19 protein-coding genes are annotated in these 24,840 nt (G+C 70.7%); 9 read left to right on the forward strand and 10 right to left on the reverse strand.

Features of this window, described 5'->3' with window-relative positions; genetic code table 11:
- Nucleotides 1–38: 38 nt before the first annotated feature.
- The gene (locus tag IE153_RS10740) at nucleotides 39–1,976 is read right to left on the reverse strand and encodes a site-2 protease family protein (protein ID WP_189589495.1); all 1,938 of its coding nucleotides are present in this window, start codon (nucleotides 1,974–1,976) and stop codon (nucleotides 39–41) included.
- A gap of 187 nt (nucleotides 1,977–2,163) precedes the next feature.
- Here IE153_RS10740 and IE153_RS10745 point away from each other — a divergent pair, with 187 nt between their 5' ends.
- Nucleotides 2,164–3,189 carry a RecB family exonuclease gene (locus IE153_RS10745; RefSeq protein ID WP_229828962.1) on the forward strand — a complete coding sequence of 342 codons (1,026 nt, stop codon included), beginning with the start codon at nucleotides 2,164–2,166 and terminating at the stop codon, nucleotides 3,187–3,189.
- Nucleotides 3,190–3,243: 54 nt separating this feature from the next.
- Nucleotides 3,244–3,915, forward strand: coding sequence for a response regulator (locus IE153_RS10750; RefSeq protein WP_097215673.1), 672 nt, complete (start codon nucleotides 3,244–3,246; stop codon nucleotides 3,913–3,915).
- 71 nt (nucleotides 3,916–3,986) lie between these two features.
- On the opposite strand, the gene IE153_RS10755 is transcribed toward IE153_RS10750, so the two are convergent.
- The 4 genes from IE153_RS10755 to metH all read right to left on the reverse strand — a co-directional run bounded on the left by IE153_RS10755 (nucleotide 3,987) and on the right by metH (nucleotide 12,068).
- Complete coding sequence (locus IE153_RS10755; protein ID WP_189589496.1) at nucleotides 3,987–5,570, reverse strand: ABC transporter substrate-binding protein; 1,584 nt, start codon at nucleotides 5,568–5,570, stop codon at nucleotides 3,987–3,989.
- Nucleotides 5,571–5,678: 108 nt separating this feature from the next.
- Complete coding sequence (locus tag IE153_RS10760) at nucleotides 5,679–7,283, reverse strand: ABC transporter substrate-binding protein (RefSeq protein ID WP_189589497.1); 1,605 nt, start codon at nucleotides 7,281–7,283, stop codon at nucleotides 5,679–5,681.
- A 409-nt stretch (nucleotides 7,284–7,692) separates the two neighbouring features.
- Nucleotides 7,693–8,394: an HAD family hydrolase gene (locus IE153_RS10765; protein ID WP_189589498.1), complete on the reverse strand. Its 702-nt coding sequence runs from the start codon at nucleotides 8,392–8,394 to the stop codon at nucleotides 7,693–7,695.
- 158 nt (nucleotides 8,395–8,552) lie between these two features.
- A complete protein-coding gene (gene metH, locus IE153_RS10770) occupies nucleotides 8,553–12,068 on the reverse strand; it encodes a methionine synthase (RefSeq protein ID WP_189589499.1) in 3,516 nt (1,171 codons plus the stop codon).
- 302 nt (nucleotides 12,069–12,370) lie between these two features.
- Here metH and IE153_RS10775 point away from each other — a divergent pair, with 302 nt between their 5' ends.
- From IE153_RS10775 to IE153_RS10800, 6 genes are all read left to right on the forward strand, one after another.
- Entirely contained in the window at nucleotides 12,371–13,144 is a 774-nt protein-coding gene (locus IE153_RS10775; RefSeq protein ID WP_189589500.1) for an IclR family transcriptional regulator, read from the forward strand.
- Nucleotides 13,145–13,406: 262 nt separating this feature from the next.
- A complete protein-coding gene (locus tag IE153_RS10780) occupies nucleotides 13,407–14,198 on the forward strand; it encodes an MIP/aquaporin family protein (RefSeq protein WP_189589501.1) in 792 nt (263 codons plus the stop codon).
- A gap of 85 nt (nucleotides 14,199–14,283) precedes the next feature.
- Nucleotides 14,284–15,822 (forward strand): glycerol kinase GlpK, encoded by a 1,539-nt coding sequence (gene glpK / locus IE153_RS10785; protein WP_189589502.1) that lies wholly within the window; start codon nucleotides 14,284–14,286, stop codon nucleotides 15,820–15,822.
- An 8-nt stretch (nucleotides 15,823–15,830) separates the two neighbouring features.
- Complete coding sequence (locus IE153_RS10790) at nucleotides 15,831–17,447, forward strand: glycerol-3-phosphate dehydrogenase/oxidase (RefSeq protein ID WP_189589503.1); 1,617 nt, start codon at nucleotides 15,831–15,833, stop codon at nucleotides 17,445–17,447.
- 128 nt (nucleotides 17,448–17,575) lie between these two features.
- Complete coding sequence (locus IE153_RS10795) at nucleotides 17,576–18,247, forward strand: FadR/GntR family transcriptional regulator (protein WP_097215682.1); 672 nt, start codon at nucleotides 17,576–17,578, stop codon at nucleotides 18,245–18,247.
- Nucleotides 18,248–18,405: 158 nt separating this feature from the next.
- A complete protein-coding gene (locus IE153_RS10800; RefSeq protein WP_189589504.1) occupies nucleotides 18,406–19,389 on the forward strand; it encodes a PAC2 family protein in 984 nt (327 codons plus the stop codon).
- Between the two features lie 73 nt (nucleotides 19,390–19,462).
- On the opposite strand, the gene mshC is transcribed toward IE153_RS10800, so the two are convergent.
- The 4 genes from mshC to IE153_RS10820 all read right to left on the reverse strand — a co-directional run bounded on the left by mshC (nucleotide 19,463) and on the right by IE153_RS10820 (nucleotide 22,934).
- Nucleotides 19,463–20,692, reverse strand: a complete 1,230-nt coding sequence (gene mshC / locus IE153_RS10805) for a cysteine--1-D-myo-inosityl 2-amino-2-deoxy-alpha-D-glucopyranoside ligase (RefSeq protein WP_189589505.1) — start codon at nucleotides 20,690–20,692, stop codon at nucleotides 19,463–19,465.
- A 95-nt stretch (nucleotides 20,693–20,787) separates the two neighbouring features.
- Nucleotides 20,788–21,618 carry an SCO1664 family protein gene (locus IE153_RS10810; protein ID WP_189589506.1) on the reverse strand — a complete coding sequence of 277 codons (831 nt, stop codon included), beginning with the start codon at nucleotides 21,616–21,618 and terminating at the stop codon, nucleotides 20,788–20,790.
- Nucleotides 21,582–22,169, reverse strand: coding sequence for a DUF3090 domain-containing protein (locus IE153_RS10815; RefSeq protein ID WP_031103749.1), 588 nt, complete (start codon nucleotides 22,167–22,169; stop codon nucleotides 21,582–21,584). Before IE153_RS10815 ends, IE153_RS10810 begins: the two co-directional genes overlap by 37 nt.
- A gap of 78 nt (nucleotides 22,170–22,247) precedes the next feature.
- Nucleotides 22,248–22,934, reverse strand: a complete 687-nt coding sequence (locus tag IE153_RS10820; protein WP_189589507.1) for a histidine phosphatase family protein — start codon at nucleotides 22,932–22,934, stop codon at nucleotides 22,248–22,250.
- A gap of 61 nt (nucleotides 22,935–22,995) precedes the next feature.
- Here IE153_RS10820 and corA point away from each other — a divergent pair, with 61 nt between their 5' ends.
- The gene (corA, locus tag IE153_RS10825) at nucleotides 22,996–23,991 is read left to right on the forward strand and encodes a magnesium/cobalt transporter CorA (RefSeq protein ID WP_189589508.1); all 996 of its coding nucleotides are present in this window, start codon (nucleotides 22,996–22,998) and stop codon (nucleotides 23,989–23,991) included.
- A gap of 10 nt (nucleotides 23,992–24,001) precedes the next feature.
- On the opposite strand, the gene IE153_RS10830 is transcribed toward corA, so the two are convergent.
- Nucleotides 24,002–24,790 (reverse strand): ferritin-like domain-containing protein, encoded by a 789-nt coding sequence (locus tag IE153_RS10830; RefSeq protein WP_189589509.1) that lies wholly within the window; start codon nucleotides 24,788–24,790, stop codon nucleotides 24,002–24,004.
- Nucleotides 24,791–24,840: the final 50 nt, after the last annotated feature.

Genomic DNA, 24,840 nt, shown 5'->3' on the forward strand with positions numbered 1-24,840 from the left:
GTGACCAGCCTACCGGCCCCGGAGAGGGCCACCGACCACTAGGAGGGCCTCGCCATCGCTTTCACGAAGGCACGCTCCACATCGGCCGCCGACAGGACGCCATAGATCTCGCCGGTCTCCTCCACCACGAGGTATTCGGTGGCCGGGGTGGCGCGCAGGGCGTCCAGGAGTTCCTCGCCGGAGAGCTCCGCCGAGACGCGCATGCCGTCGGTGAGGTCTTGGGCGAGGCCGCTGACGGCGACCCAGGGACGGCGGTGTTCGGGCACGCCGACGATGGCGGCCTCGCGGACGAGGGAGAGGGGCTTGCCATCGGGGTCGACGACGACCAGGGCGCGGGCCCCGGCGGCGTTGGCGCGGCGCAGCGCCTCGGACAGCGGGGTGTCCGACTCGACGGGGACCGCGCGGCGGGTGAGTGCGCGGGCGCGCAGCTCGGGGAGGTGCTCGCGCAGGCGGGCCATGCGCAGGCTGTTGCCGGCGCCGGTCCAGATGATCGCGGCGAGGATCGCGGCGAGCAGGGCGTCGAGGACGGTGTCCATGCCCACGTTGTCGACGGCGTCGGTGCCGAGGGCGCCGGACTGGGTCAGCAGGGGCAGTCCGATGAGCACGGAGACGGCGAGGGCGCGGCCGACCCAGGCGGCGGCGATGGTGCCCTTCATCGGCTTGCCGGTGATCTTCCAGACGACGGCGCGGAGCATGCGGCCGCCGTCGAGGGGAAGGCCGGGCAGGAGGTTGAAGGCGGCCACGATGAGGTTGGAGATCATCAGGCCGGCGAGCAGGACGCCGGGGACGGTGCCGGGTTCCACGGTCTGCGCGGCGCCGTAGAAGACGCCGGCGAGGACGAGGGAGAGCAGGGGCCCGACGAAGGCCAGCACGAACTCCCGGCCGGGGGTCTCGGCCTCCTTCTCGATCTCGGAGACGCCGCCGAAGAACTGGAGCTGGATGCGGCGGACCGGGAGTTTGAAGCGGAGGGCGGCGACGGTGTGCGCCAGTTCGTGGACGAGCACGGAGGCGTAGAAGGCGACCGCGAAGAAGAGGGAGACCAGGTAGCGGGCGGCGCCGAGCTCGGGCAGCACGCGCTCCAGCTGGCCGCCGAACACCCAGGTGATCAGCGCGGCGACGAGGAACCAGCTCGGCGCGACGTACACCGGCACGCCGAAGGGCCGGCCCATGAGCAGCCCGCCCCGGGGCTCCGGCCGCTGGGGGGCGGGGCCCTTGCCGTCGGCGGAGTGGGCGAGGTGGCGGTCGCCGTCGGTGGGGGTGGACGGGGCGGGGTGGTGGTTCGGGTGGCCGGTGCCCGGGGCGGGGGCCGAGGGCTGCTGCGGGCGGTTGTGGTCACCGGAGCCGGGGGCCGGGGCGTGTGCCTTGTGCAGGCGGTCCGCCTCGGGCCGGCCGGGGGCGGGGGCCGAGTGCGGGCCGCTGGCGTAGGCGCGGTCGGGGTGCGTGTCCCCCTCCGGCGCGTCGCCGCCGTCGCGCTCGCCGGGGGCGGGTGCCGTCTGCGGTACGTCGGCGTCGGTGGGGGCCGGTGCCGTGTGCCGGTCGTCGGCGGAGGCGCGGTCGGGGTGGGTGTCCCCTTCCGGCGCGTCACCGCCGTCGCGCTCGCCTACGGCGGGTGCCGGTACGGCGGCGTCGGTGGGGGCCGTGTGCGGGTTCTCGGCGTCGGCGCGGTCGGGGTGCGGGTCGCCCTCCGGACGACGGTTCGCGTCGGGCTCGGCGGGCGATTCGTCACCCCGCGTCGGGCGGTCCGCCGCCGAGTCGTCCCGCGGGGCGTCCGAAGGGGTCGCCGGGGTGTCCGCGGGCGTGGCCGGGCCGGTCGGCTCCGGGGCCGGGGTGGGCTGTTCAGGGGTGAAGGGGCGCTCGTCCGTGGGCTGTTCGTCGGCGGGGGTCGGCTCGGCGGCCCGGGCCGCGGGCCCCGCGTGGCGCTCGGCCGACTCGTCCTTGCCGGACCGCGGCCGCCCGCGCCCGCCGCTCTCGTCCACCGGTGTCCCCTCGATCGAAGCGTCTCCCGCGCCTGCCGGACGGGAGGTCTCGAGTCGATGGTATGCGTCCGTCGCGGTGCGTTCCGCCCCGGCACCCCTGTGTTTCCCGTACGTCGACCTCCTCTCCCGGCTTCCCCCACGGAACACGGCTGGGTCACTGTCAGTGGCGGGCCGTATGGTCTGGGGCATGGAGACGAGCACCGAGGGCGCGCCGCGGCCCGACAGCAATCGGGCCGCGGCGGAGGAACCGGCGGTCCCGGCCGGGCCCGCGGAGACGGCAGTGGAGACGGCGGCGGACGCGCGGACGGTGGCGGAGGCGGCGGCCGAGACCGCCGCCGTGAGCGACCTCGTGACCGGGACCACCGCCATAGCGCCCGCCTCGCTGTCCCCCTCGCGTGCGAGTGACTTCATGCAGTGCCCGCTGCTCTACCGCTTCCGGGTCATCGACCGGCTGCCCGAGAAGCCGAGCGAGGCGGCGACGAGGGGAACGCTGGTGCACGCGGTCCTGGAGCGGCTCTTCGACGCCCCGGCCGCCGAGCGCACGCCGCCCCGGGCGAAGTCGCTGATCCCCGGCCAGTGGGACCGGCTGCGCGAGACGCGGCCGGAGGTCGTGGAGCTGTTCGCCGACGATCCGCAGGGCGAGCGGCTGGCGCGCTGGCTGGGCGAGGCGGAGCAGCTCGTCGAGCGCTGGTTCACCTTGGAGGACCCCAGCCGTCTGGAGCCGGCCGAGCGGGAGCTGTTCGTCGAGACCGAGCTGGAGTCCGGGCTGCGGCTGCGCGGCATCATCGACCGGGTCGACGTGGCTCCCACGGGCGAGGTCCGGATCGTCGACTACAAGACGGGGAAGGCGCCCCGGCCCGAGTACTCCGAGGGTGCCCTGTTCCAGATGAAGTTCTACGCCCTGGTGGTGTGGCGGCTGAAGAACGTGATCCCCCGGCGGCTCCAGCTGGTCTACCTCGGCAGCGGCCAGGTGCTGACGTACGACCCGGTCCTCGCCGATCTGGAGCGGGTGGAGCGCAAGCTGCTGGCGCTGTGGGAGGCGATCCGGCTGGCCACCGAGACGGGCGACTGGCGGCCGCGCCCCACGAAGCTGTGCGGCTGGTGCGACCACCAGGCCCACTGCCCGGAGTTCGGCGGTACTCCCCCGCCCTATCCGCTGCCGGTGCGAGCGGCGGAGCTGCCGGTGCAGCCGGCGCCGGGTGAGGGCGGCTGAGTCGGGCGTGCCCGCGCAGGGCAGAATGGGCCCGGACTAGCGAAGGAGACTTACGTGGCCATCCGCGTCCTACTGGTCGACGACCAGCCGCTGCTCCGTACCGGCTTCCGGATGATCCTGGAGGCCGAGCAGGACATCGCGGTCGTCGGGGAGGCCGGTGACGGACTGCAGGCACTCGACCAGGTGCGTGCGCTTCAGCCCGATGTGGTTCTGATGGACATCCGTATGCCGCGGATGGACGGTGTGGAGGCGACCCGGCAGATCACCGGTCCGGGGCGGGACGGCCCGGCGAAGGTGCTGGTGCTGACCACGTTCGATCTCGACGAGTACGTGGTGGAGGCGCTGCGCGCCGGCGCCAGCGGGTTCCTGTTGAAGGACGCGCCCGCCAACGAACTGGTGCAGGCGATCCGGGTCGTGGCCTCGGGCGAGGCGATGCTCGCGCCGAGCATCACGCGCCGGCTGCTCGACAAGTACGCCACGCATCTGCCCTCCGGTGAGGAGCCGGTGCCGGACACGCTGCACACGCTCACCGACCGCGAGGTCGAGGTGCTGAAGCTGGTGGCGCGCGGGCTGTCCAACGCGGAGATCGCCGCCGACCTGTTCGTCAGCGAGACCACCGTCAAGACGCACGTGGGGCATGTGCTGACCAAGCTGGGCCTGCGCGACCGCGTCCAGGCGGCGGTGTACGCGTACGAGAGCGGGCTGGTGCGCCCCGGCGCGCAATAGCGGCCGCGAGCCGGCATGTGAAGAAGGGCGCCCCCCGCCGAGCGGGGGGCGCCCTTCTTCACATCGGTGCGTCAGGCGTCCTTGCTGAGCTCCCAGAAGCGGAAGACCGTCGACGCGTCGAGGCAGTACTCCAGGCCGTAGACGCCGTCGCGGACGACCGCGTACTGCTTAGCCTGCCACACCGGCAGGACGGGGAGTTCGTCGGCGACGATGTCCTGCAGTTCCCCGAACTCCTTGTCCGTGGCGGCCCGGTTGGTCAGGGCGGCGGTGCGCGGGATGAGCGAACCGGTGATCGCGCCGTTGTCGTAGTTGTTGCTCAGCACGTTGCCCTTGCCGAAGAAGGGGGCCGTGAAGTTGTCGGCGTCCGGGTAGTCGGGCACCCAGCCCTTCACGTAGACGCCGTACTTGCCGGCGGCGATGTCCTTCTCGTACTGGCCGAAGGAGACGGACTTGACGTCGGCGTCGAACAGTCCGCTGGCGTTGAGCTGGCCGGCGATGGCGTTCAGCTCCTGGTCGGTGGCGGGACCGTATCGGGACGGGGTCGACCAGAGGGTCAGCTTCACCTTGCCGTCGATGCCGTCCTCGCGGAGCGCGGCCTGGGCCTTCGCCCTGGACGGGCGGGCGCCGTAGGTGTCGAAGAAGGCCGTGTTGTGGCCCGCGATACCGGCCGGGATGATCGAGTACAGCGGGGTTGCGGTGCCCTGGTAGACGTCCTTGATGAGGGCTTCGCGGTCGAGCAGGTGGGCGATGGCCTTGCGGACGCCGAGCTTGCCGGCGACCGGGTCGTCCATGTTGAACACCAGGTGCTGGACCTCGGCGCTGCTGCCCTCGACGACCTCGACACCGGTGCCGTCGTCGGCCTTCTCGGTCTCGGCGATGTCGCCCGCGGTGAGACCGCGGTAGGCGATGTCGACGTCCCCGTTCTGGATGGCCTGCTTCAGGGCCGTCTGGTCCCCGTCGAAGAACTTGAGCGTCACGCCGGTGTTGTTCACCTTGGCGGTGCCCTTGTAGTTCTCGTTGACGGAGAAGACCGCCTGGCCGTCGTCGAACGAGTCGAGCTTGTAGGGGCCGGAGCCGACCGCCTCGCCGTCCTTGCGGAGCCCGTCCGCGTCGTACTGGCCATGGTCGACGATGGAGCCGGCGCCGGAGGCGATCTTGCTCGGGAAGGTGGCGTCGGCCGTGTTGAGGCGGAAGACGACCGTCTTGTCGTCCGGCGTCTCGACCTTGTCCAGCATGGGGAACATGATCGCGGGCCCGTCGGGGTCGTTGATCTTCAGCATACGGTCGAAGGAGAACTTGACGTCCTCGGAGGTGAGCTCGTCACCGTTGCTGAACTTGAGGCCGTCCTTGAGCGTGCACGTGTAGACCGTGGTCTGCGTGTCGGTGAACGCACAGTTCTCGGCCGCCTCGGGCTGCGGTTCCGTGGCGCCCTTGGGGAAGCTCAGCAGGGACTGGAAGACGTTGTTGAACAACAGCCAGGAGCCGGGGTCGTAGCCGGAGGCCGGGTCGGTGGCCAGGACGTCGTCGGACATCCCCACCACCACGTTGGAGCCGTCCCCCGCGGAGTCTCCACTCTCCGTGCCACAGCCGGTCAGCAGTCCGGAGGCGAGGCCCGCCACGATGGGCAGGACCGGCCACTGGTTGCGTATCTTCACGTGTGTGCCTTGTCGTCGGTTCTCGAGAACTCCCGGAGCATGTCCCTGGCTCCGGGGCACGGCTCCCCGGGGGCCGCGGTCACAGGCCCCGGGGATCCAGCGGGTGCGTCAGCCGCTCACGCCCCGCCCGAGCTCCCACAACTGGAGCGTCGAGGCGGAGTTGAGCGCGTAGGCGGTACCCGTGACGTCGTCGCGAGCGGCGACGTACTGCTTGCCCTGCCACAGCGGCAGCACCGGCACGTCGCCGGCGACGATGTCCTGAATGTCCGTCAGGCTGGAGGAGGCGGACAGCCGGTCCGCCTCACGGCGGGATTCCGGGATCAGGGTGTTGCGGATCCGGCTGTTGTCGTACGGCGAGCCGAGGGTGTTGTCCGCGTCGAGGAACGGCGCCAGGAAGTTGTCGGCGTCCGGGAAGTCCGGGAACCAGCCCATGCCGTAGACGTCGTACTCGCCCTTCTTCTCGGCCGGGCGGAACGTGTCCCAGGGAGTGCCCTTGATGTCGACGTCGAACAGCCCGCTGGAGTTCAGCTGCTCGCGCAGGACCTCGAACTCCTTCTTGGTGGCCGGGCCGTAGTGGTCGGTCGTGTAGTGCAGCGTCAGCTTCACGGGCGTGGTGATGTTCGCCTGGTTGAGCAGGGAACGGGCCTTGGTGACGTTCGGCTCGCCGTACTTGTTGAAGAACGAGTTGGAGTGGCCGGTGACGCTGGCCGGGACCAGCGAGTACAGCGGCTCGGCCTGGGAGCCGTAGACCTTGGAGATCAGTTCGCTGCGGTTGACGATCTGGGCCATGGCCTGGCGCACGGCCTTGGACTTCACCGTCGGGGCGTCGGTGTTGAAGCCCAGGTAGCGGATCTCGAGGCCGGGCATCTCGACGAGGTCGACGTCGGTGTCCGCGTCGCCCGAGAGCTTGCGGATCTGATCCGGCGACATGGCGCGGGTCATCAGGTCGATGTCGCCCTTGTCCAGCGCCTCGCCCATGGCGTCGGCGTCCTTGAAGGAGACCATGTCGACCTTGTCGTTGTTCACCTTGAGGGTCCCCTTGTAGTCGGGGTTCTTGGTGAACTCGGCCTTGACCAGCTCGCCGTCCTCGACGTCGGCCTTGAGCGTGTACGGGCCGGAACCCTCCAGGTCGAAGCCGTCGCGCAGCTTGTTCTTCGGGTAGTCGTCGGGGTCGACGATGCCGGCGACCGGGGTCGACAGCTTGTACGGGAACGTCGCGTCGGCGGTCTTCAGGTGGAAGATGACCTCGCGGTCGCCCTGCGTCTCGACGGTGTCGATGGTGGACAGCAGCGCGAACACGCCACTGTCGGCCTTGAGGGACCGGGCGCGGTCGATGGAGTACTTCACGTCGGCCGCCGTGACAGCGTTGCCGCCTGCGAACGTCAGGCCGTCGCGCAGGGTGCAGGCGTAGCGCTCGTTGCCGGTGTCGGTGAAGCCGCACCGCTCGGCGGCCTCCGGCACGGGCTCGCCCTCGCCGCGCGGCTGGATCATCAGAGTCTGCACGGTCTGGCGCAGGATGTTCCAGGTGCCGACGTCGTAGGCGTAGGCGGGATCGAGGGGCGCGGGGGCGTCCTTCGAGGCGGTGAACCGGTCCGTGGTGCCGACGACGATCGCGCCGCTGTCGCCGCTCCCGCTGTCGGACCCGCCGCAGGCGGCGAGCACCGGCGCGAGCAGGCCGATCACGGCCGGCAGCACCAAAGTCTTGCGGTTCATGCTCGAGTTTCTCCAGAGCTGTCGACTCCGTGTACCCGGCATGCAGGGGTGGCGCAGCGGATCACGGGGGTGGGGCGATGTTCTCGCGACGAGATTAGTCGGGGCCGGCAGGAGGGTTCGCAGCCACCGGAGTTGAGCACCCATCACGCTGCGGAACCGGGCGTGGACAGACCGAAGGCCCGACAGCGGAAGCTTTGGTACAGCGTTCCATCAATCGGGACACAAGGTCACGCCCACGGCCCCCTGGAGGGGGTGCGCAGCACACGCCGGATCGACTGTCGACCCCGGACTGCGTGGGGAACGTCACACGCGTAAACGGGTTCGAAGGTACGGGAATTCGATCGTCCGTCGCGGTCCGAATTCGCCTTCGGAATTACCGCCCTAACACCGCTGCACGCTGGGTGAACGCCTAGCGCATTTCCGTCATCAGCCCGTGCAGAAATGTCAGGTCGACCTCTTCGAGGGAGCTCACGACCGTGCGGCGCAGGGCCGGGGCGATGGGGGCCACGGAGGGCACGGCCACGACCTGGCAGCCTGCGGCCTCGGCCGCGGCGACCCCCGTCGCGGTGTCCTCGATGACGGCACACCGGACCGGGTCCACGCCGAGCCCGGAGGCGGCGGCCAGATACGGGTCGGGGTGCGGCTTGGTGCGCGGCACCTCGTCGCCGGCCACCGTCAGGCTGAAGTGGTGGGCACCGAGCGAGGTCAGCACCCGGTCGATGATGCGCCGGTGGGAGGCGGAGACGAGGGCGGTGGGGATCTCGTACTCGTACAGCTCGGCGAGCAGCCGTCCGGCGCCCGGCATCAGCGGCAGGGCGCGGTCGATGCGGGCCTCGAAGCCGTTGTTCAGGAGCACGGTGAGCTCGTCGAGGGGGACGTCGGCGCCGGTGGCCTCGATGAGGAAGCCCGCGCTGCGGGTCATGGGGCCGCCGACCACGACGTGCCGCCAGGACTCGTCGAGTGTGTGACCGAGGGAGGCGAAGACCTCGACCTCGACGTCCCACCAGAAGCCCTCGGTGTCCACCAGGGTGCCGTCCATGTCGAGGAGCACGGCTTGGAGGGCCGATCCTTCGGCTGTGCGGGTTCCGAGCGCGGGGACCGTACTGGTCATCCACGTACCTCCTTGAGGGACGTTCAGGCCGGCTCCCACGAGGGGAACCGGCCTGCGGTGGACCGACCAGTCTACGTCGTGCGCGCTCGAAGCGCCTCTTTTGGCCCGTGTGCCCGGTGGGAGGCTCAGCGGACGTTGAGCTCAGCGGGCGTTGAGGCTCAGCGGGCGTTGAAGTACTTCGCCTCCGGGTGGTGGATCACGATGGCGTCCGTGGACTGCTCGGGGTGCAGCTGGAACTCCTCGGACAGCTCGACGCCGATGCGCTCCGGTTCGAGCAGGTCGGCGATCTTGGCCCGGTCCTCCAGGTTGGGGCAGGCGCCGTAGCCGAGGGAGAAGCGGGCGCCCCGGTACTTCAGCTCGAACATGCCCTGCATCTCGTCGGGGTCCTCGCCGGCGAAGCCGAGCTCGGAGCGCACGCGTGCGTGCCAGTACTCGGCGAGCGCCTCGGCCAGCTGCACGGACAGTCCGTGCAGTTCGAGGTAGTCGCGGTAGGCGTTGGCCTCGAAGAGCCGCGCGGTCTCCTCGCCGATGCGCAAGCCGACGGTGACGACCTGGAGGCCGACGACGTCGGTCTCTCCGGACTCCTCCGGGCGGAAGTAGTCGGCCAGGCACAGGCGACGGCCGCGGCGCTGGCGCGGGAAGGTGAAGCGGGTGCGTTCGTTGCCCTGCTCGTCCAGGATGATCAGGTCGTCGTCCTTGGAGACGCACGGGAAGTAGCCGTAGACCACGGCCGCCTCCAGCATGTTCTCCGTCTGGAGCCGGTCCAGAAGGCCGCGCAGCCGGGGCCGGCCCTCGCTCTCGACGAGCTCCTCGTAGGACGGGCCCTCGCCGGTGCGGGCCTGCTTCAGACCCCACTGGCCCTTGAACAGGGCGCCCTCGTCGAGCCAGCTCGCGTACTCCTTGAGCTGGATGCCCTTGATGACGCGGGTGCCGCGGAAGGGCGGCTCGGGGACGGGGTTGTCGGTGGCGACGTCGGAGCGGACGTGCCCCTCCTCGGGGCGCTCCTCGGTGGCGGCCGGGGCCGCGGCCCTGACCCGGCGCTGCTTGAGCTCGGGGAGCTTCACGCCGGGCACGCCGCGCTTGACGCCGATGAGGGCGTCCATCAGGCGCAGGCCCTCGAAGGCGTCGCGGGCGTATCGGACCTCGCCCTGGTAGATCTCGTGCAGGTCCTGCTCGACGTAGGCGCGGGTGAGGGCGGCGCCGCCCAGGATGACCGGATAGCCGGAGGCCAGGCCGCGCTGGTTGAGCTCCTCCAGGTTCTCCTTCATGATCACCGTGGACTTCACCAGCAGTCCGGACATGCCGATGACGTCGGCCTTGTGCTCCTCGGCGGCTTCCAGGATCGCGGAAACCGGCTGCTTGATGCCGAGGTTGACGACGTTGTAGCCGTTGTTGGACAGGATGATGTCGACGAGGTTCTTGCCGATGTCGTGCACGTCGCCGCGCACGGTGGCCAGCACGATGGTGCCCTTGCCGGCCTCGTCGGTCTTCTCCATGTGGGGTTCGAGGTGGGCGACGGCCGTCTTCATGACCTCGGCGGACTGCAGGACGAACGGCAGCTGCATCTGGCCGGAGCCGAACAGTTCGCCGACGACCTTCATGCCGTCCAGCAGGGTCTCGTTGACGATGTCGAGCGCGGGCCGCTCCGTCAGGGCCGCGTCGAGGTCCGCCTCGAGGCCGTTCTTCTCGCCGTCGATGATGCGCCGCTTCAGGCGCTCGTCCAGCGGCAGGGCGGCCAGTTCCTCGGCCTTGCCGGCCTTGAGGGACTTGGCGGTGGCGCCCTCGAACAGCTGCATGAGCTTCTGCAGCGGGTCGTAGCCCTCGGCGCGGCGGTCGTGGATGAGGTCCAGGGCGGTCTGGACCTCCTCCTCGCTGAAGCGGGCGATCGGAAGGATCTTCGACGCGTGCACGATCGCCGAGTCCAGTCCGGCCTTGACGCACTCGTCGAGGAAGACGGAGTTCAGCAGGATGCGGGCGGCCGGGTTGAGGCCGAAGGAGATGTTGGACAGGCCGAGCGTGGTCTGCACCTTCGGGTGGCGCCGCTTGAGCTCGCGGATGCCCTCGATGGTGGCGATGCCGTCCTTGCGGGACTCCTCCTGGCCGGTGCAGATGGTGAAGGTCAGGCAGTCGACGAGGATGTCCTCCTCGTGGATGCCCCAGTTGCCGGTCAGGTCCTCGATGAGCCGTTCGGCGATCTCGACCTTCTTCTCGGCGGTGCGGGCCTGGCCCTCCTCGTCGATGGTGAGCGCGATGAGGGCGGCACCGTGCTCCCCGGCCAGGGCCGTGACCTTGGCGAAGCGGGACTCGGGGCCGTCGCCGTCCTCGTAGTTCACCGAGTTGATCACCGCGCGGCCGCCGAGCTTCTCCAGGCCGGCCCGGATGACGTCGACCTCGGTGGAGTCCAGCACGATCGGCAGGGTGGAGGCGGTGGCGAAGCGGCCGGCCAGCTCCTCCATGTCGGCGACGCCGTCGCGGCCGACGTAGTCCACGCACAGGTCGAGCATGTGCGCGCCCTCGCGGATCTGGTCGCGGGCCATCTCCACGCAGTCGTCCCAGCGGGCGTCCAGCATGGCCTCGCGGAACTTCTTCGAGCCGTTGGCGTTGGTGCGCTCGCCGATGGCCAGGTAGGAGGTGTCCTGCCGGAACGGCACGGACTGGTACAGGGAGGCCGCGCCCGGCTCGGGCTGCGGGGCGCGCTCGGTCGGGGCGGTGTCCCGGACGCGCTCGACCAGCTGGCGCAGGTGCTCGGGGGTGGTGCCGCAGCAGCCGCCGACGAGGGAGAGACCGTAGTCCCGGACGAAGGTGCCCTGCGCCTCGGCCAGCTCGGGCGCGGTCAGCGGGTAGTGCGCGCCGTCCTTGGTCAGCACCGGCAGGCCCGCGTTCGGCATGCAGGACAGCGGGATGCGCGAGTGCCGGGACAGGAAGCGCAGGTGCTCGCTCATCTCGGCCGGGCCCGTGGCGCAGTTCAGGCCGATCATGTCGATGCCGAGCGGCTCCAGCGCGGTCAGGGCCGCGCCGATCTCGGAGCCGAGCAGCATGGTCCCGGTCGTCTCGACGGTGACGGAGACGATCAGCGGTACGGACTGGCCGGTGGCCTCCATGGCCCGGCGGGCGGCGATGACGGAGGCCTTGGTCTGGAGCAGGTCCTGGGTGGTCTCCACGAGCAGCGCGTCGGCGCCGCCGGCGAGCAGGCCCTCGGCGTTCTGCTGGTAGGCGTCCCGGATGGCGCCGAAGGTGGTGTGGCCGAGGGTGGGCAGCTTGGTGCCGGGTCCCATCGAGCCGAGCACCCAGCGCTGCTGCCCGGTGCTGCGGGTGAACTCGTCGGCCACCTCGCGCGCGATCCGGGCACCGGCCTCGGACAGCTCGGTGACGCGTTCGGGGATGTCGTACTCGCCGAGGGCGGTGAGGTTGGCGCCGAAGGTGTTGGTCTCCACGCAGTCCACACCGACGTCGAAGTACTCGGAGTGGACCGAACGGACGATGTCCGGGCGCGTCAGGTTGAGGATCTCGTTGCAGCCTTCGAGATTCTCGAAGTCCTCGAGCGTGGGGTCCTGCGCCTGGAGCATGGTGCCCATCGCTCCGTCGGCCACGACCACGCGGGTGGCCAGGGCTTCTCGGAGCGCGGACACACGGGCCCGGCTGTCTGCGGAAGGGGTCGGCGGCAACGAGGCCATGAAAAGGGCTCCCTCGGATGCGACGGCTGTCGGCTTTGCGGCTTCCCGGACAGCCGGAGGGCATCCGGGATGGGCGCACCGCGCCAGCGTAACCGGGAGTGGGCTTGGATGGGCAGCACGTCCACGGGGCGGACTCCGGTGGTGCCGGATGGGCGGCCGGGCGACGTATCGGCCACCGGTGGCGCAAAAATGGCGTCCTGCCATTAGCGAGAGGTCGACATCGACCGGTAGTGTTCGACATTGCCGAACGACGGCTGTGGTGCCGCTTGTCGGCGGTCGAAGGGGACGGAGGCAGTACGGCGATGGCACGGAACATCCAGTCGCTCGAACGGGCGGCCGCGATGCTGCGGCTGCTCGCGGGCGGCGAGCGGCGGCTCGGCCTGTCGGACATCGCCTCGTCGCTGGGCCTGGCCAAAGGCACCGCCCACGGCATCCTGCGCACCCTCCAGCAGGAGGGTTTCGTGGAGCAGGACGACACCTCCGGGCGCTACCAGCTGGGCGCCGAGCTGCTGCGCCTGGGCACCACCTACCTCGATGTGCACGAGCTGCGGGCGCGCGCCCTGGTGTGGACCGACGACCTGGCCCGCTCCAGCGGCGAGAGCGTCTATCTGGGCGTCCTGCACCAGCAGGGCGTGCTGATCGTGCACCACGTCTTCCGGCCCGACGACAGCCGGCAGGTGCTGGAGATCGGCGCCATGCAGCCGCTGCACTCCACGGCCCTGGGCAAGGTGCTGTCCGCCTACGACCCGGTGGCGCACAGCGAGGCGCTGGAGGCCGACCGCAAGGCGTTCACCGACCGGACCGTGTGCGAGCCGGAGGGCTTCGAGCACATCCTCGACGTCACGCGCGCGCGGGGGTACGCGGCGGACGTGGAGGAGACCTGGGAGGGCGTGGCGTCCCTCGCCGCCCCCATCCACGACCGGCGGCGCATGCCGGTCGGCTCGGTCGGCATCACCGGCGCCGTGGAGCGGCTGTGCCGGTCCGACGAAGAGGGAGCGCTGCGGCCGGAGCTGATCGCGGCGGTGCGGGACTGCGCCCGCGCGGTCTCGCGGGACCTGGGCGCCGGGCGGTTCTGACGGCACACGAGCGGACCGGGGCGCCGTACGGCGTTCCGGTCCTCGGCATGTCCGCGCTCACCTGCGGCAAAGATCCTTGGGACCGCAGCGATCAGTAACGATCGTATTTTCGACAACACAGCCCTTGACGTGCTCGTAACGCCGAAGCAAGACTCCCGTCCATCGGTCGACATTGTCGAACAGCTACCGGCAATACGCGCTAGAGTGTGACAACGCCAGGCCGGTATCGAACTTCCCTGGACGTAGGACAAAGGAGTCGCGGGTGTCCAGCTCCGACATCTTCATCGGCGAGACCATCGGTACCGCCATACTCATCCTCCTCGGCGGCGGCGTCTGTGCCGCCGTCACGCTGAAGGCCTCCAAGGCTCGTAACGCCGGCTGGCTCGCCATCACCTTCGGGTGGGGCTTCGCGGTGCTCACGGCCGTCTACACCTCGGCGCCGCTCTCCGGCGCCCATCTGAACCCGGCCGTCACCCTCGCCCTCGCGATCAAGGACGGCGACTGGAAGAACGTCCCGGTCTACTGGGCCGGTCAGATCCTGGGCGCCATGATCGGTGCCGCTCTGGTCTGGATCGCTTACTACGGTCAGTTCCACGCCCACCTCACCGACCGCGAGATAGTCGGCGGTCCGGGTGCGCAGGACACGGCCAAGGCCGTCGAGGCCCGGGAGAAGGGCGCCGGCCCCGTGCTGGGCGTCTTCTCCACCGGCCCCGAGGTCCGTGTCGCCTGGCAGAACATCGCCACGGAGGTCATCGGCACCATCGTGCTGGTGCTCGCCGTGCTCACCCAGGGCCTGAACGACAAGGGCAACGGCCTGGGCAACCTGGGCGCCCTGATCACCGCGCTCGTCGTGGTCTCCATCGGCCTGTCCCTCGGCGGTCCGACGGGGTACGCGATCAACCCGGCCCGTGACCTCGGTCCGCGCATCGTGCACGCCCTGCTGCCGCTGCCCAACAAGGGCGGCTCCGACTGGGGCTACGCCTGGGTTCCGGTGGTCGGCCCGCTCATCGGCGGGGCCATCGCCGCAGGCATCTACAACGTCGCGTTCGCCTAGGAGCGGCATTTACCGCCGCTTCGCGAAACTCTCGGCACGCGCCGTACGTAAAGCCCCATAAACACGGAACTTTCCAGGAGACACAGTGACCGACGCGCACACCGCCGGCCCCTTCATCGCCGCCATCGACCAGGGCACCACCTCCAGCCGCTGCATCGTCTTCGACCGGGACGGCCGCATCGTCTCCGTCGACCAGAAGGAGCACGAGCAGATCTTCCCGAAGCCGGGCTGGGTCGAGCACAACGCCACCGAGATCTGGACGAATGTCCAGGAGGTCGTGGCCGGAGCGATCGCCAAGGCCGGCATCACCCGTGACGACATCAAGGCCATCGGCATCACCAACCAGCGCGAGACGACCGTGCTGTGGGACAAGAACACCGGTGAGCCCGTCCACAACGCCATCGTGTGGCAGGACACCCGCACCGACGCCCTCTGCCGCGAGCTCGGCCGCAACGTCGGCCAGGACCGCTTCCGCCGCGAGACGGGCCTGCCCCTGGCCTCCTACTTCGCCGGCCCCAAGGCCCGCTGGCTGCTCGACAACGTCGACGGCCTGAAGGAGCGCGCCGAGGCGGGCGACATCCTCTTCGGCACCATGGACACCTGGGTCATCTGGAACCTGACCGGTGGTGTCAACGGCGGCAAGCACGTCACGGACGTCACCAACGCCTCGCGCACGATGCTCATGAACCTGCACACCATGCAGTGGGACGACAAGATCTGCGAGTCCATCGGCGTCCCGCAGCAGATCCTGCCCGAGATCCGCTCCTCCGCCGAGGTCTACGGCGAGATCACCGGCGGGAAGCTGGGCGACCTGCTCGGCGGCATCCCGGTCGCCTCGGCGCTCGGCGACCAGCAGGCGGCCCTGTTCGGCCAGACCTGTTTCGCCGAGGGCGAGACCAAGTCGACCTACGGCACCGGCACCTTCATGGTGATGAACACCGGTGACAAGATCATCAACTCCTACAGCGGCCTGCTGACCACCGTCGGCTACAAGATCGGCGACCAGAAGACGGTCTACGCCCTGGAGGGCTCGATCGCGGTCACCGGTTCGCTGGTGCAGTGGATGCGCGACCAGATGGGCCTCATCTCCACCGCTGCCGAGATCGAGACCCTCGCCCTGTCGGTCGAGGACAACGGCGGCGCCTACTTCGTGCCGGCCTTCTCCGGGCTGTTCGCCCCGTACTGGCGCTCCGACGCCCGCGGTGTGATCGCCGGCCTGACCCGGTACGTCACCAAGGCGCACCTCGCGCGCGCCGTCCTGGAGGCGACCGCCTGGCAGACGCGGGAGATCGCCGACGCCATGACGAAGGACTCCGGCGTGGAGCTGGCCGCCCTGAAGGTCGACGGCGGCATGACCTCCAACAACCTGCTGATGCAGACCCTCGCCGACTTCGTGGACGCCCCCGTGGTGCGCCCGATGGTCGCCGAGACCACCTGCCTCGGCGCCGCCTACGCCGCCGGCCTCGCCGTCGGCTTCTGGAACAGCACCGACGACCTGCGCGCCAACTGGCGGCGGGCCGCCGAGTGGACCCCCCGCATGGACGCGGAGACCCGCGCCCGTGAGTACAAGAACTGGCTCAAGGCCGTCGAGCGGACCATGGGCTGGCTCGAGGACGAGGAGTAAGAAACAGCATGACCACCAAGTCCACCCTGCAGTCCGTGCCTGCCCTGGGGACGCACCCGGCCTCCGGCTCGAACCCGAGCCGAGCCGAGACCAGGGAGCAGCTCTCCAAGGCGTCGTACGACCTTCTCGTGATCGGCGGCGGCATCCTGGGCATCTCCACCGCCTGGCACGCCGCGCAGTCCGGCCTCAGGGTGGCTCTGGTGGACGCCGGTGACTTCGCCGGCGCCACGTCCTCCGCCTCCTCCAAGCTCCTCCACGGCGGTCTGCGCTACCTGCAGACCGGCGCGGTGAAGCTGGTGGCGGAGAACCACTTCGAGCGCCGTGCGGTCTCCCGCCAGGTGGCTCCCCACCTGGCGAACCCGCTCACGTTCTACCTCCCCGTGTACAAGGGCGGGCCGCACGGCGCGGCGAAGCTCGGCGCGGGCGTCTTCGCCTACTCCGCGCTCTCCGCGTTCGGTGACGGCGTCGGGCACCTGCTGTCGCCGGCCAAGGCCGCGCAGGACGTGCCCGAGCTGCGCACCGAGAATCTCAAGGCCGTGGCCGTCTACGGCGACGACCAGATGAACGACGCCCGCATGGCGCTGATGACGGTCCGCGGGGCCGTCGAGGCGGGTGCGGTCGTCCTGAATCACGCCGAGGTGACGGGCCTGCGCTTCACGCAGGGCCGTGTCACCGGCGCCGACCTGAAGGACCGCCTGTCCGGCGACGAGTTCGGCGTCAGCGCCCGGCTGGTGCTCAACGCGACCGGTCCGTGGGTCGACCACCTGCGCAAGATGGAGGACCCGAACGCGGCGCCGTCCATCCGCCTGTCGAAGGGCGCGCACCTGGTCCTCAAGCGCACCTCCCCCTGGAAGGCCGCGCTCGCCACCCCGATCGACAAGTACCGCATCACCTTCGCCCTCCCCTGGGAGGACATGCTGCTGCTCGGCACCACCGACGAGGTGTTCGAGGGTGACCCGGCGGACGTCTCGGTCACCGAGCAGGACATATCCCAGATCCTCGACGAGGCCGCCTTCTCGGTCCGCGACCAGCAGCTCAGCCGCGACCTCATCACGTACTCCTTCGCCGGTCTGCGGGTGCTGCCGGGCGGCCCCGGCGACACCGCCAAGGCCAAGCGCGAGACGGTGGTGACCGAGGGGCGGGGCGGCATGCTGTCCATCGCGGGCGGGAAGTGGACCACCTTCCGGCACATCGGCCGCACGATCATGAAGAAGCTGGAGACGCTGCCGGGCCACCCGCTGGGCGACGACTTCGAGCCGATCAGCGCGCTGCCGAAGAAGCTGCCGCTGCCCGGCATCGCCAACCCGCGCGCGGTCGCCCACCGGCTGCTCACCGACCGGCCGGCGCCCGGCCCGCGCATGGCGGCCGACACGGCCAAGCACCTGGCCACGCACTACGGCTCGCTGGCCTTCGACATCGCCCGCATGGCCAACGAGAGCCCCGAGCTCGCCGAGCGCGTCCACCCCGACGCCCCGGAGATCTGGGCACAGGTCGTCTGGGCCCGGGACCACGAGTGGGCCGAGACGCAGGACGACGTGCTGCGCCGCCGCACGACGCTGACGATCCGCGGCCTCGCCACGGACGACGTCCGCGCCAAGGTGCAGGACCTGCTCGACAAGAAGTAGGCGCGGGTCCGGGGGATCCATGATCCGGAAGGGGCGGTTCCACGCCGACGGAGCCGCCCCTTCCGCGTTCCCGCGCCCGCATAATGACCTGATACGTCGGAGGTCTTGAACGCACTGGGAGGCCGGCCATGGCAGTCACCGACGAGGCGATCGAGAAGATCAAGGGAATGATCGTCTCCGGCGCGCTGCGCCCGGGCGACCGGCTGCCCAAGGAGAGCGAACTCGCCGCCGACCTCGGGCTGTCCCGCAACTCCCTGCGGGAGGCCGTGCGTGCCCTGTCACTGATCCGGATCCTGGACGTACGGCAGGGCGACGGCACGTACGTCACCAGCCTCGACCCGCAACTCCTGCTGGAGGCGCTGAGCTTCGTCGTCGACTTCCACCGCGACGACACGGTCCTGGAATTCCTCGCCGTGCGCCGCATCCTCGAGCCGGCCGCGACCGCGATGGCGGCCGTGCGGATCAGCGAGCAGCAGCTGGACGCGCTGACGGCCCAGCTGGACAAGCTCGGTGAGGCCCCGTCGGTGGAGGATCTGGTCGCCTGCGACCTGGAGTTCCACCGGGGCATCGTGCACAGCTCGGGCAACTCCGTGCTGTGCTCGCTGCTCGACGGGCTGTCGGGCCCCACCACCCGGGCCCGGATCTGGCGCGGCCTCACGCAGGAGGACGCCGTGGCCCGCACCCTGCGCGAGCACCGTGCGATCCTCGCCGCGCTGCGCGACCGGGACGCCGAGGCGGCCCGTTCGTGGGCGACCGTGCACATCGCGAGTGTGGAGCAGTGGCTGCGCTCCACGCTGTGACCAGGGCCTCACGGACCGCTCGGATGAATCCGGGGTGTTCAGGGGCGGATCGCGGGGCAGTGATGGGGGCACTCCCCCTGCAAGGGGGCTGCGGGCGCCCCCGCGGCACGCCGTAAGGTTGGGTGGTCAAGCGAGGGCACGTCGGAAGGAGGCGCTGGGTGATCGAGCTCGAGGGGGTTCCCGAGCTGGTCGACCCGGTCATGGTGGCCGCGTTCGAGGGCTGGAACGACGCCGGCGACGCCGCCTCCACCGCGGTCGCGCATCTGGACAGGGAATGGAAGGGCGAGGTCTTCGCGGCGCTGGACGCCGAGGACTACTACGACTTCCAGGTGAACCGCCCCACGGTGTTCCTGGAAGCGGGCGTCCGCAAGATCACCTGGCCCACGACCAGGCTGTCGGTGGTCCGGGTCGGCGGCGAGAAGCCGCGCGACCTCGTCCTCGTGAGGGGCATCGAACCGTCCATGCGGTGGCGGTCGTTCTGCAACGAACTGCTCGGCTTCGCGCACGAACTGGGCGTGGAACTGGTGGTCGTCCTGGGCGCCCTGCTCGGCGACACCCCGCACACCCGTCCGGTCCCGATCAGCGGCACCACGTCCGACCCGGACCTGGCCCGCCGCATGGATCTGGAGGAGACCAAGTACGAGGGCCCCACGGGCATCGTCGGCGTCCTCCAGGAGGCGTGCACGCACGCGGGCGTCCCGGCCGTGTCGCTCTGGGCGGCGGTGCCGCACTACGTGTCGCAGCCGCCGAACCCGAAGGCCACGCTGGCCCTGCTGAACCGCCTGGAGGACCTGATCGACGTGCGCATCCCGCTGGGCGAGCTGCCCGAGGACGCGCGCGCCTGGCAGGTCGGCGTGGACCAGCTGGCCGCCGAGGACAGCGAGGTGGCCGAGTACGTCCAGTCGCTGGAGGAGGCCCGGGACACCGCCGAGTTGCCGGAGGCGTCCGGCGAGGCCATCGCCCGGGAGTTCGAGCGCTATCTGCGGCGCCACGACGGCGGCGGACCGCCCGCGCCGGGCGGTCACGCCACGGCGGACGGCAGCGACAGCACGTCGTACCTGCGGGACAACCCCAGCGGCCGCACCCGCCCGCCCAAGCCGCCGAAGCCGGGCACGGACGACGACGAGTCGTCGGACGACTGAGGACACGGCAGCAAACAGCCAAGAGGGGCGTCTCCCGGCCGGGAGACGCCCCTCTGCGTACTTCTCGCTCTGGCTACAGCGCTACACCCAGCAGCGCGTCCACCGCCCGGGAGACCACCCCGGGCGCGCCGATGTCCGTACCGCCGCTCCGCACCTGGAGCGCGACCCAGCGGTCGACCGCGGTGAGCGCGGCCGGCGCGTCCAGGTCGGCGGCGAGGGCTTCGCGGATCTCGTCGACGAGCGCCTCCGCCGGCGGCCCGTCGGGCCGGGACACGGCGGCCCGCCAGCGGCCGAGCCGCTCGACGGCGTCCTGGAGGACCTGGTCGGTGTACTCCCAGTCGGCGCGGTAGTGGTGGGCGAGCAGCGCGAGCCGGATGGCGGCCGGGTCGACGCCGTCGTGCCGGAGCTTGGAGACGAAGACCAGGTTGCCCTTGGACTTGGACATCTTCTCGCCGTCCAGGGCGACCATGCCGGCGTGCACGTACGCCTTGGCCATGGGGAACTCGCCGGTGAGGGCCTGGGCGTGCGAGGCGCCCATCTCGTGGTGCGGGAAGGCGAGGTCGGAGCCGCCGCCCTGGATGTCGAAGCCCATGCCGAGGTGGTCGAGGGCGATGGCCACGCACTCGATGTGCCAGCCGGGCCGTCCGCGCCCGAGCGATCCGCCGTCCCAGCTGGGCTCGCCCGCGCGGGCCGCCATCCACAGCATCGGGTCGAGCGGGTTCTTCTTACCGGGGCGGTCGGGGTCGCCGCCGCGCTCGGCGGACAGCAGCCGCATCGCCGCGGCGTCGAGGTTCGAGACCTTGCCGAAGTGCGGGTCGGACTCGACGGAGAAGTAGACGTCCCCCTCCAGTTCGTAGGCCGCGCCCATGTCCCGGAGCCGCTCGACGAGCGGGACGATCCCGGGTATGGCCTCGACGGCGCCTATGTACTGCCGCGGCGGCAGCATCCGCAGGGCCGTCATGTCCTCGCGGAAGAGGGCCGTCTCCTTCTCGGCGAGCGCGGCCCAGTCGAGGCCGTCGCGCTGCGCCCGCTCCAGGAGCGGGTCGTCGACGTCGGTGACGTTCTGGACGTAGTGAACCTGCCGCTTGGTGTCGAGCCACACGCGCTGCACGAGGTCGAACGCGTTGTAGGTCGCCGCGTGTCCCAGGTGCGTGGCGTCGTACGGGGTGATGCCACAGACGTAGATACGGGCGACGGGACCGGGGTCGAGGGTGACAAGACCGCCGGTCGCGGTGTCGTGGATCCTCAGGTCGCGGCCCTGACCAGGCAGGGCGGGGACCTCGGAAGCGGGCCAGGCATGCATGCCATGAGCCTAACCGGACTGAAGTTCCATATACGAATGGGAGCGGGCCACACGGCCGAGAAGGCGTTCTTGCGGTGTTCCGGGTGCCTGTGCTGCTACACGGGCGGCCAGGGAATCGCCGGCCACTCACCGCTCGGCTCCGGGTGGGTCCCCGAGGCGAGCAGGGCGCCGACGCGTGCGCGGGTGGCGTCGATCTCGGCGCCGGTGATCAGCGGTTCGAGCCGCGCGGCGAGCGGACCGCCCTCGGCCAACCCCTTCCTGAGGCCTTCGAGGACGCCGACGGCCTCCTCGGTGAGGGCCTCCCCCGCCCAGCCCCACAGCAGGGTCCGCAGTTTGTTCTCGGCGTTGAACGTGACCCCGTGGTCGATGCCGTACAGCCGTCCTCCGCCGGTGGGCAGCAGGTGCCCGCCCTTGCGGTCGGCGTTGTTGATGACCGCGTCGAGGACCGCGAGCCGCCGCAGCCGTTCGTCGTCGGCGTGCACGAGCAGCGCGGTGCGCCCCTCGCCGACCTCGGCGAAGCCGATCGCCTTCCAGCCCGGCTCGGGCTCCTCGCCGTCGACCAGGGCGAGCAGTTCCGCCTCGGGCGTCACCTCGACCCACAGCTGGCACATGCCCTCGCCGTAGGGACCCTCGCGCAGCACGGTGGCCGGCACGAGGCCCCAGCCGGTGGCCTCGGAGACCTCGTACGCGGCGACCTCGCGCTGGGCCAGCGTCCCGTCGGGGAAGTCCCACAGCGGCCGCTCCCCCGCGACCGGCTTGTAGATGCAGGCCGCCTCCTGGCCGTCGTAGGACACCGTGCAGTACAGGGCCGCGTTGGAGGCCTCACGGATGCGTCCGCGTACGGTCAGTTCACCGCGGGCGAGCAGCCCGGCGGCGTCCGGTGGGGGCGTCACGCTCCGCGGCGGTATCCGTTCTGGCGCGGACATACGTGTCCTTCCGGGTCGAGCGGGAGGCTGCACAGCGGGCACGGCGGCCGCCCGGCGTTGACGACGTCGAGGGCGCGCTTGGCGAAGGCCCGGGCCTGCGTGCCGGTGAGCCGGACCCGCAGCATCGGCGGCCCGTTCTCCTCGTCCTGGAGCAGCCGCTCCTCGGCCTCGGCGAGGTCCTCCTCGGACTCCGCGTCGAGCTCCACGAGCGCCTGCGCCTCGACGATCATGAGCTGCTCGTCGCCGTCCCAGGCCAGCGCCATGGTGCCGACCCGGAACTCCTCCTCGATGGGGGTGTCCAGCGGCGCCGTGTCGGTGTCCGACGGCGCGACGGCGGGGACGTGGGCGCTGCCGCCGCTACGGCGTACGACCTCGTCGAGCAGTTCGTCCATGCGTTCGGCGAGCGCTGCGACCTGCGTCTTCTCCAGGGCCACGCTGGTCACCCGGGAGCCTGCGGTGGCCTGGAGGAAGAACGAGCGGCGCCCGGGCAGTCCGACCGTACCGGCCACGAAACGCTCCGGATGGTCGTAGAGGAACACCTGACGGGACACGTCCTGTCTCCATGGGGATCGTGGGAACCGTGTGAGCACGGCACTGCTGCGACCGCTTCACCCTACTGCGGCGAACGATCACGGTGCGCCCGCACCACCCCCGACTTCGGCCTCGCCGCCCGGCGGTTCCTCGCGCGGCGCCAGGGACGTGAAGTCGCCCGTGTCACCGAGGCGGACGAGAAACGGTCGCAGTCGTGTGTAGCGGATCGCGGTGATGGAACACGGTTCAACGGAAATCCGCTGGAAGAGGTCCAAGTGAAGTCCGAGTGCGTCGGCGACGAGCGACTTGATGATGTCGCCGTGCGAGCACATGAGGTAGACGGCGTCGGCGCCGTGGTCGCGCTCCACGCGCGCGTTCCACTCGCGTACGGCCTCGGCGGCGCGCGTCTGCATGGCCCGCATGGACTCCCCGCCGGGGAACGCCGCCGCGGACGGATGAGCCTGCACCACCTCCATCAGGGGCTCGTCCTTGAGCTCGGCGAGCTTGCGTCCGGACCAGTCTCCGTAGTGGCACTCTCCGATGCGCTCGTCGGTGTGCGGGCTCAGGTCCGGCCGGGCCTGAAGCAGCGGCCGGAGGGTTTCCTGGCAGCGCTGGAGCGGGCTGGTGACGATTTCGGCGAGGGGCAGTTCGGCCAGCCGCCCGGGGAGCGCGGCGGCCTGGGCGGCGCCGCGCTCGTCGAGGGCGACGCCGGGCGTCCAGCCGGCGAGGAGTCCCTCGGTGTTGGCGGTGGAGCGTCCGTGCCTGACCAGGATCAGCGTGGGCATGCGCTCCAGCGTAGGCGCACGCGCGCGTGCGGTGTCGTTCGAGTGACGGGAGACTCGCTTCGTGATCGTCGACTGTGCCATCTACCGCGACGGACAGCGGTCGGAGGGGCCCGAGGACCTCTCCGACGCCCTGGGTGAGGCCCGCACGGCGGGCGGGTTCGTGTGGATCGGGCTGCACGAGCCGACGGAGGCCGAGTTCGACCATGTGACCCGGGAGTTCGGGCTGCACCCGCTGGCCGTCGAGGACGCCCTGAAGGCCCACCAGCGGCCCAAGCTGGAGGTGTACGACGACTCTCTGTTCGTGGTGCTGAAGCCGGTGGCGTACGAGCCGCAGAGCGACACCGTCTCCTCCGGCGAGATCATGATCTTCCTGGGTGACTCGTTCGTGGTGACCGTCCGGCACGGCGAGGGCTCACCGCTCAAGGCCGTACGGCACCGGCTGGAGCACGAGCCGGAGCTGCTCGGCAAGGGCCCCACGGCCGTGCTGTACGCGGTCGCCGACGCGACCGTCGACCACTACCTGGACGTGGCGACCGAGTTGCAGACCGACCTGGAGGGCCTGGAGGCGGAGGTGTTCTCGCCGGACGGCGGGGGCTCACGGAACACGGCGTCCCGGATCTACGACTTCAAGCGGCAGGTCCTGGAGTTCCGCCGGGCGACCGGGCCGCTGGCCCCGCCGATGAGCCGGCTGGCGGGGACGGCGTCGTCCGGTGTGGCCGTGCCGTTCGTGGACGACCGGGCCCGGCCGTTCTTCCGCGACGTCAGCGACCACCTGACGCGTGTGAACGACTCCGTGGAGAACCTGGACCGGCTGGTGTCGGACATCCTCTCGGCGCACCTGGCGCAGATGAGCGTCCGGCAGAACGACGACATGCGGAAGATCTCCGCGTGGGCGGCCATGGCCGCGATCCCCACGATGCTCGCGGGGATCTACGGCATGAACTTCGACCACATGCCCGAGCTGCGCTGGGTCTGGTCCTATCCGGCGCTGATCGCCCTGATGGCCGTCCTGGAGTTGATGGTCTTCCGGTTGTTCAAGCGCCGGGGGTGGCTGTAACCGGACCGGCTCAGGCGAACTCGGGCTCCGGGGTCGCGGGACCGCCGAGGGCGTTGCGGCGCTCGGGTGTCGTCAGCGACACCATCCGGCGCCAGCCGCCCATGCGTTCGTAGGCGTACACCGCGTGGATGCCCGCCGCGAGCACCGCCGACTTGGCCTTGGACCAGCCGAGGATGCGGCCCATGTGCGCCATGACGGCGAGGCTGACGTCGCGGTAGATCCGGATCTCGGCCAGCGCGCACTCGCGCAGGGTGCGCTGGATGACCCTGCCGTGGCCCGCGTAGGCGAAGCGCAGCAGTTCCTCGTGGCAGTAGGCGAGGTGGTTGTCCTCGTCGTTGGAGATCTGCTTGACCGCGCGGCCGATGTCGGGGTGGTCGGCGAAGTGCTTGCGCAGCAGGTCCATCTGTTCCGAGGCGCGCTGCTCGGTGACCCTGCTGTGCGAGAGGTAGGTGACGATGTCCTGGACCGTGAGCCGCTCGTCGCGGTTCAGCTGCTCGTGCGCGAGGCCGATGCCGTTCTTCTCCAGGAGCATGGTGTAGTCGGTCTCCGGCGGGACCGGGACGGGGTCGAGTCCGCGCTTCTTCATCAGGGCGTTGAAGATCCGGCCGTGTTTGTCCTCGTCGGCGCCGTGCCGGCTGATCTTGGGGGCGAGGTCGCGCTCGGCCTCGGGCACGAGCGCGGCGATGCGGGCGTTCTCCCAGCCGCCCTGGGTCTCGCCGCTCGCGGCGATGGAGCAGAACAGGGCGAAGGACTCGTCGTTGTCGAGGATCTCCTGGAACAGACTCTTGGCCGAAAGCATCGTGGGCACCTCTCCCGCGCGCGCGTGGGCGTACTGCGGCTTTCCCGCAG

Source organism: Streptomyces massasporeus (assembly GCF_014648995.1).
In the GTDB taxonomy this organism is placed as follows: domain Bacteria; phylum Actinomycetota; class Actinomycetes; order Streptomycetales; family Streptomycetaceae; genus Streptomyces; species Streptomyces massasporeus.

Excerpts from the sequence above, each read along its gene's own strand:
- IE153_RS10745 (WP_229828962.1), top strand. The coding sequence starts at position 2,164 with ATGGAGACGAGCACCGAGGGCGCGCCGCGGCCCGACAGCAATCGGGCC.
- IE153_RS10760 (WP_189589497.1), bottom strand. The coding sequence starts at position 7,283 with ATGAACCGCAAGACTTTGGTGCTGCCGGCCGTGATCGGCCTGCTCGCG.
- IE153_RS10765 (WP_189589498.1), bottom strand. The coding sequence starts at position 8,394 with ATGACCAGTACGGTCCCCGCGCTCGGAACCCGCACAGCCGAAGGATCG.
- metH (WP_189589499.1), bottom strand. The coding sequence starts at position 12,068 with ATGGCCTCGTTGCCGCCGACCCCTTCCGCAGACAGCCGGGCCCGTGTG.
- IE153_RS10775 (WP_189589500.1), top strand. The coding sequence starts at position 12,371 with ATGGCACGGAACATCCAGTCGCTCGAACGGGCGGCCGCGATGCTGCGG.
- IE153_RS10790 (WP_189589503.1), top strand. The coding sequence starts at position 15,831 with ATGACCACCAAGTCCACCCTGCAGTCCGTGCCTGCCCTGGGGACGCAC.
- IE153_RS10795 (WP_097215682.1), top strand. The coding sequence starts at position 17,576 with ATGGCAGTCACCGACGAGGCGATCGAGAAGATCAAGGGAATGATCGTC.
- mshC (WP_189589505.1), bottom strand. The coding sequence starts at position 20,692 with ATGCATGCCTGGCCCGCTTCCGAGGTCCCCGCCCTGCCTGGTCAGGGC.
- IE153_RS10810 (WP_189589506.1), bottom strand. The coding sequence starts at position 21,618 with ATGTCCGCGCCAGAACGGATACCGCCGCGGAGCGTGACGCCCCCACCG.
- IE153_RS10820 (WP_189589507.1), bottom strand. The coding sequence starts at position 22,934 with ATGCCCACGCTGATCCTGGTCAGGCACGGACGCTCCACCGCCAACACC.
- IE153_RS10830 (WP_189589509.1), bottom strand. The coding sequence starts at position 24,790 with ATGCTTTCGGCCAAGAGTCTGTTCCAGGAGATCCTCGACAACGACGAG.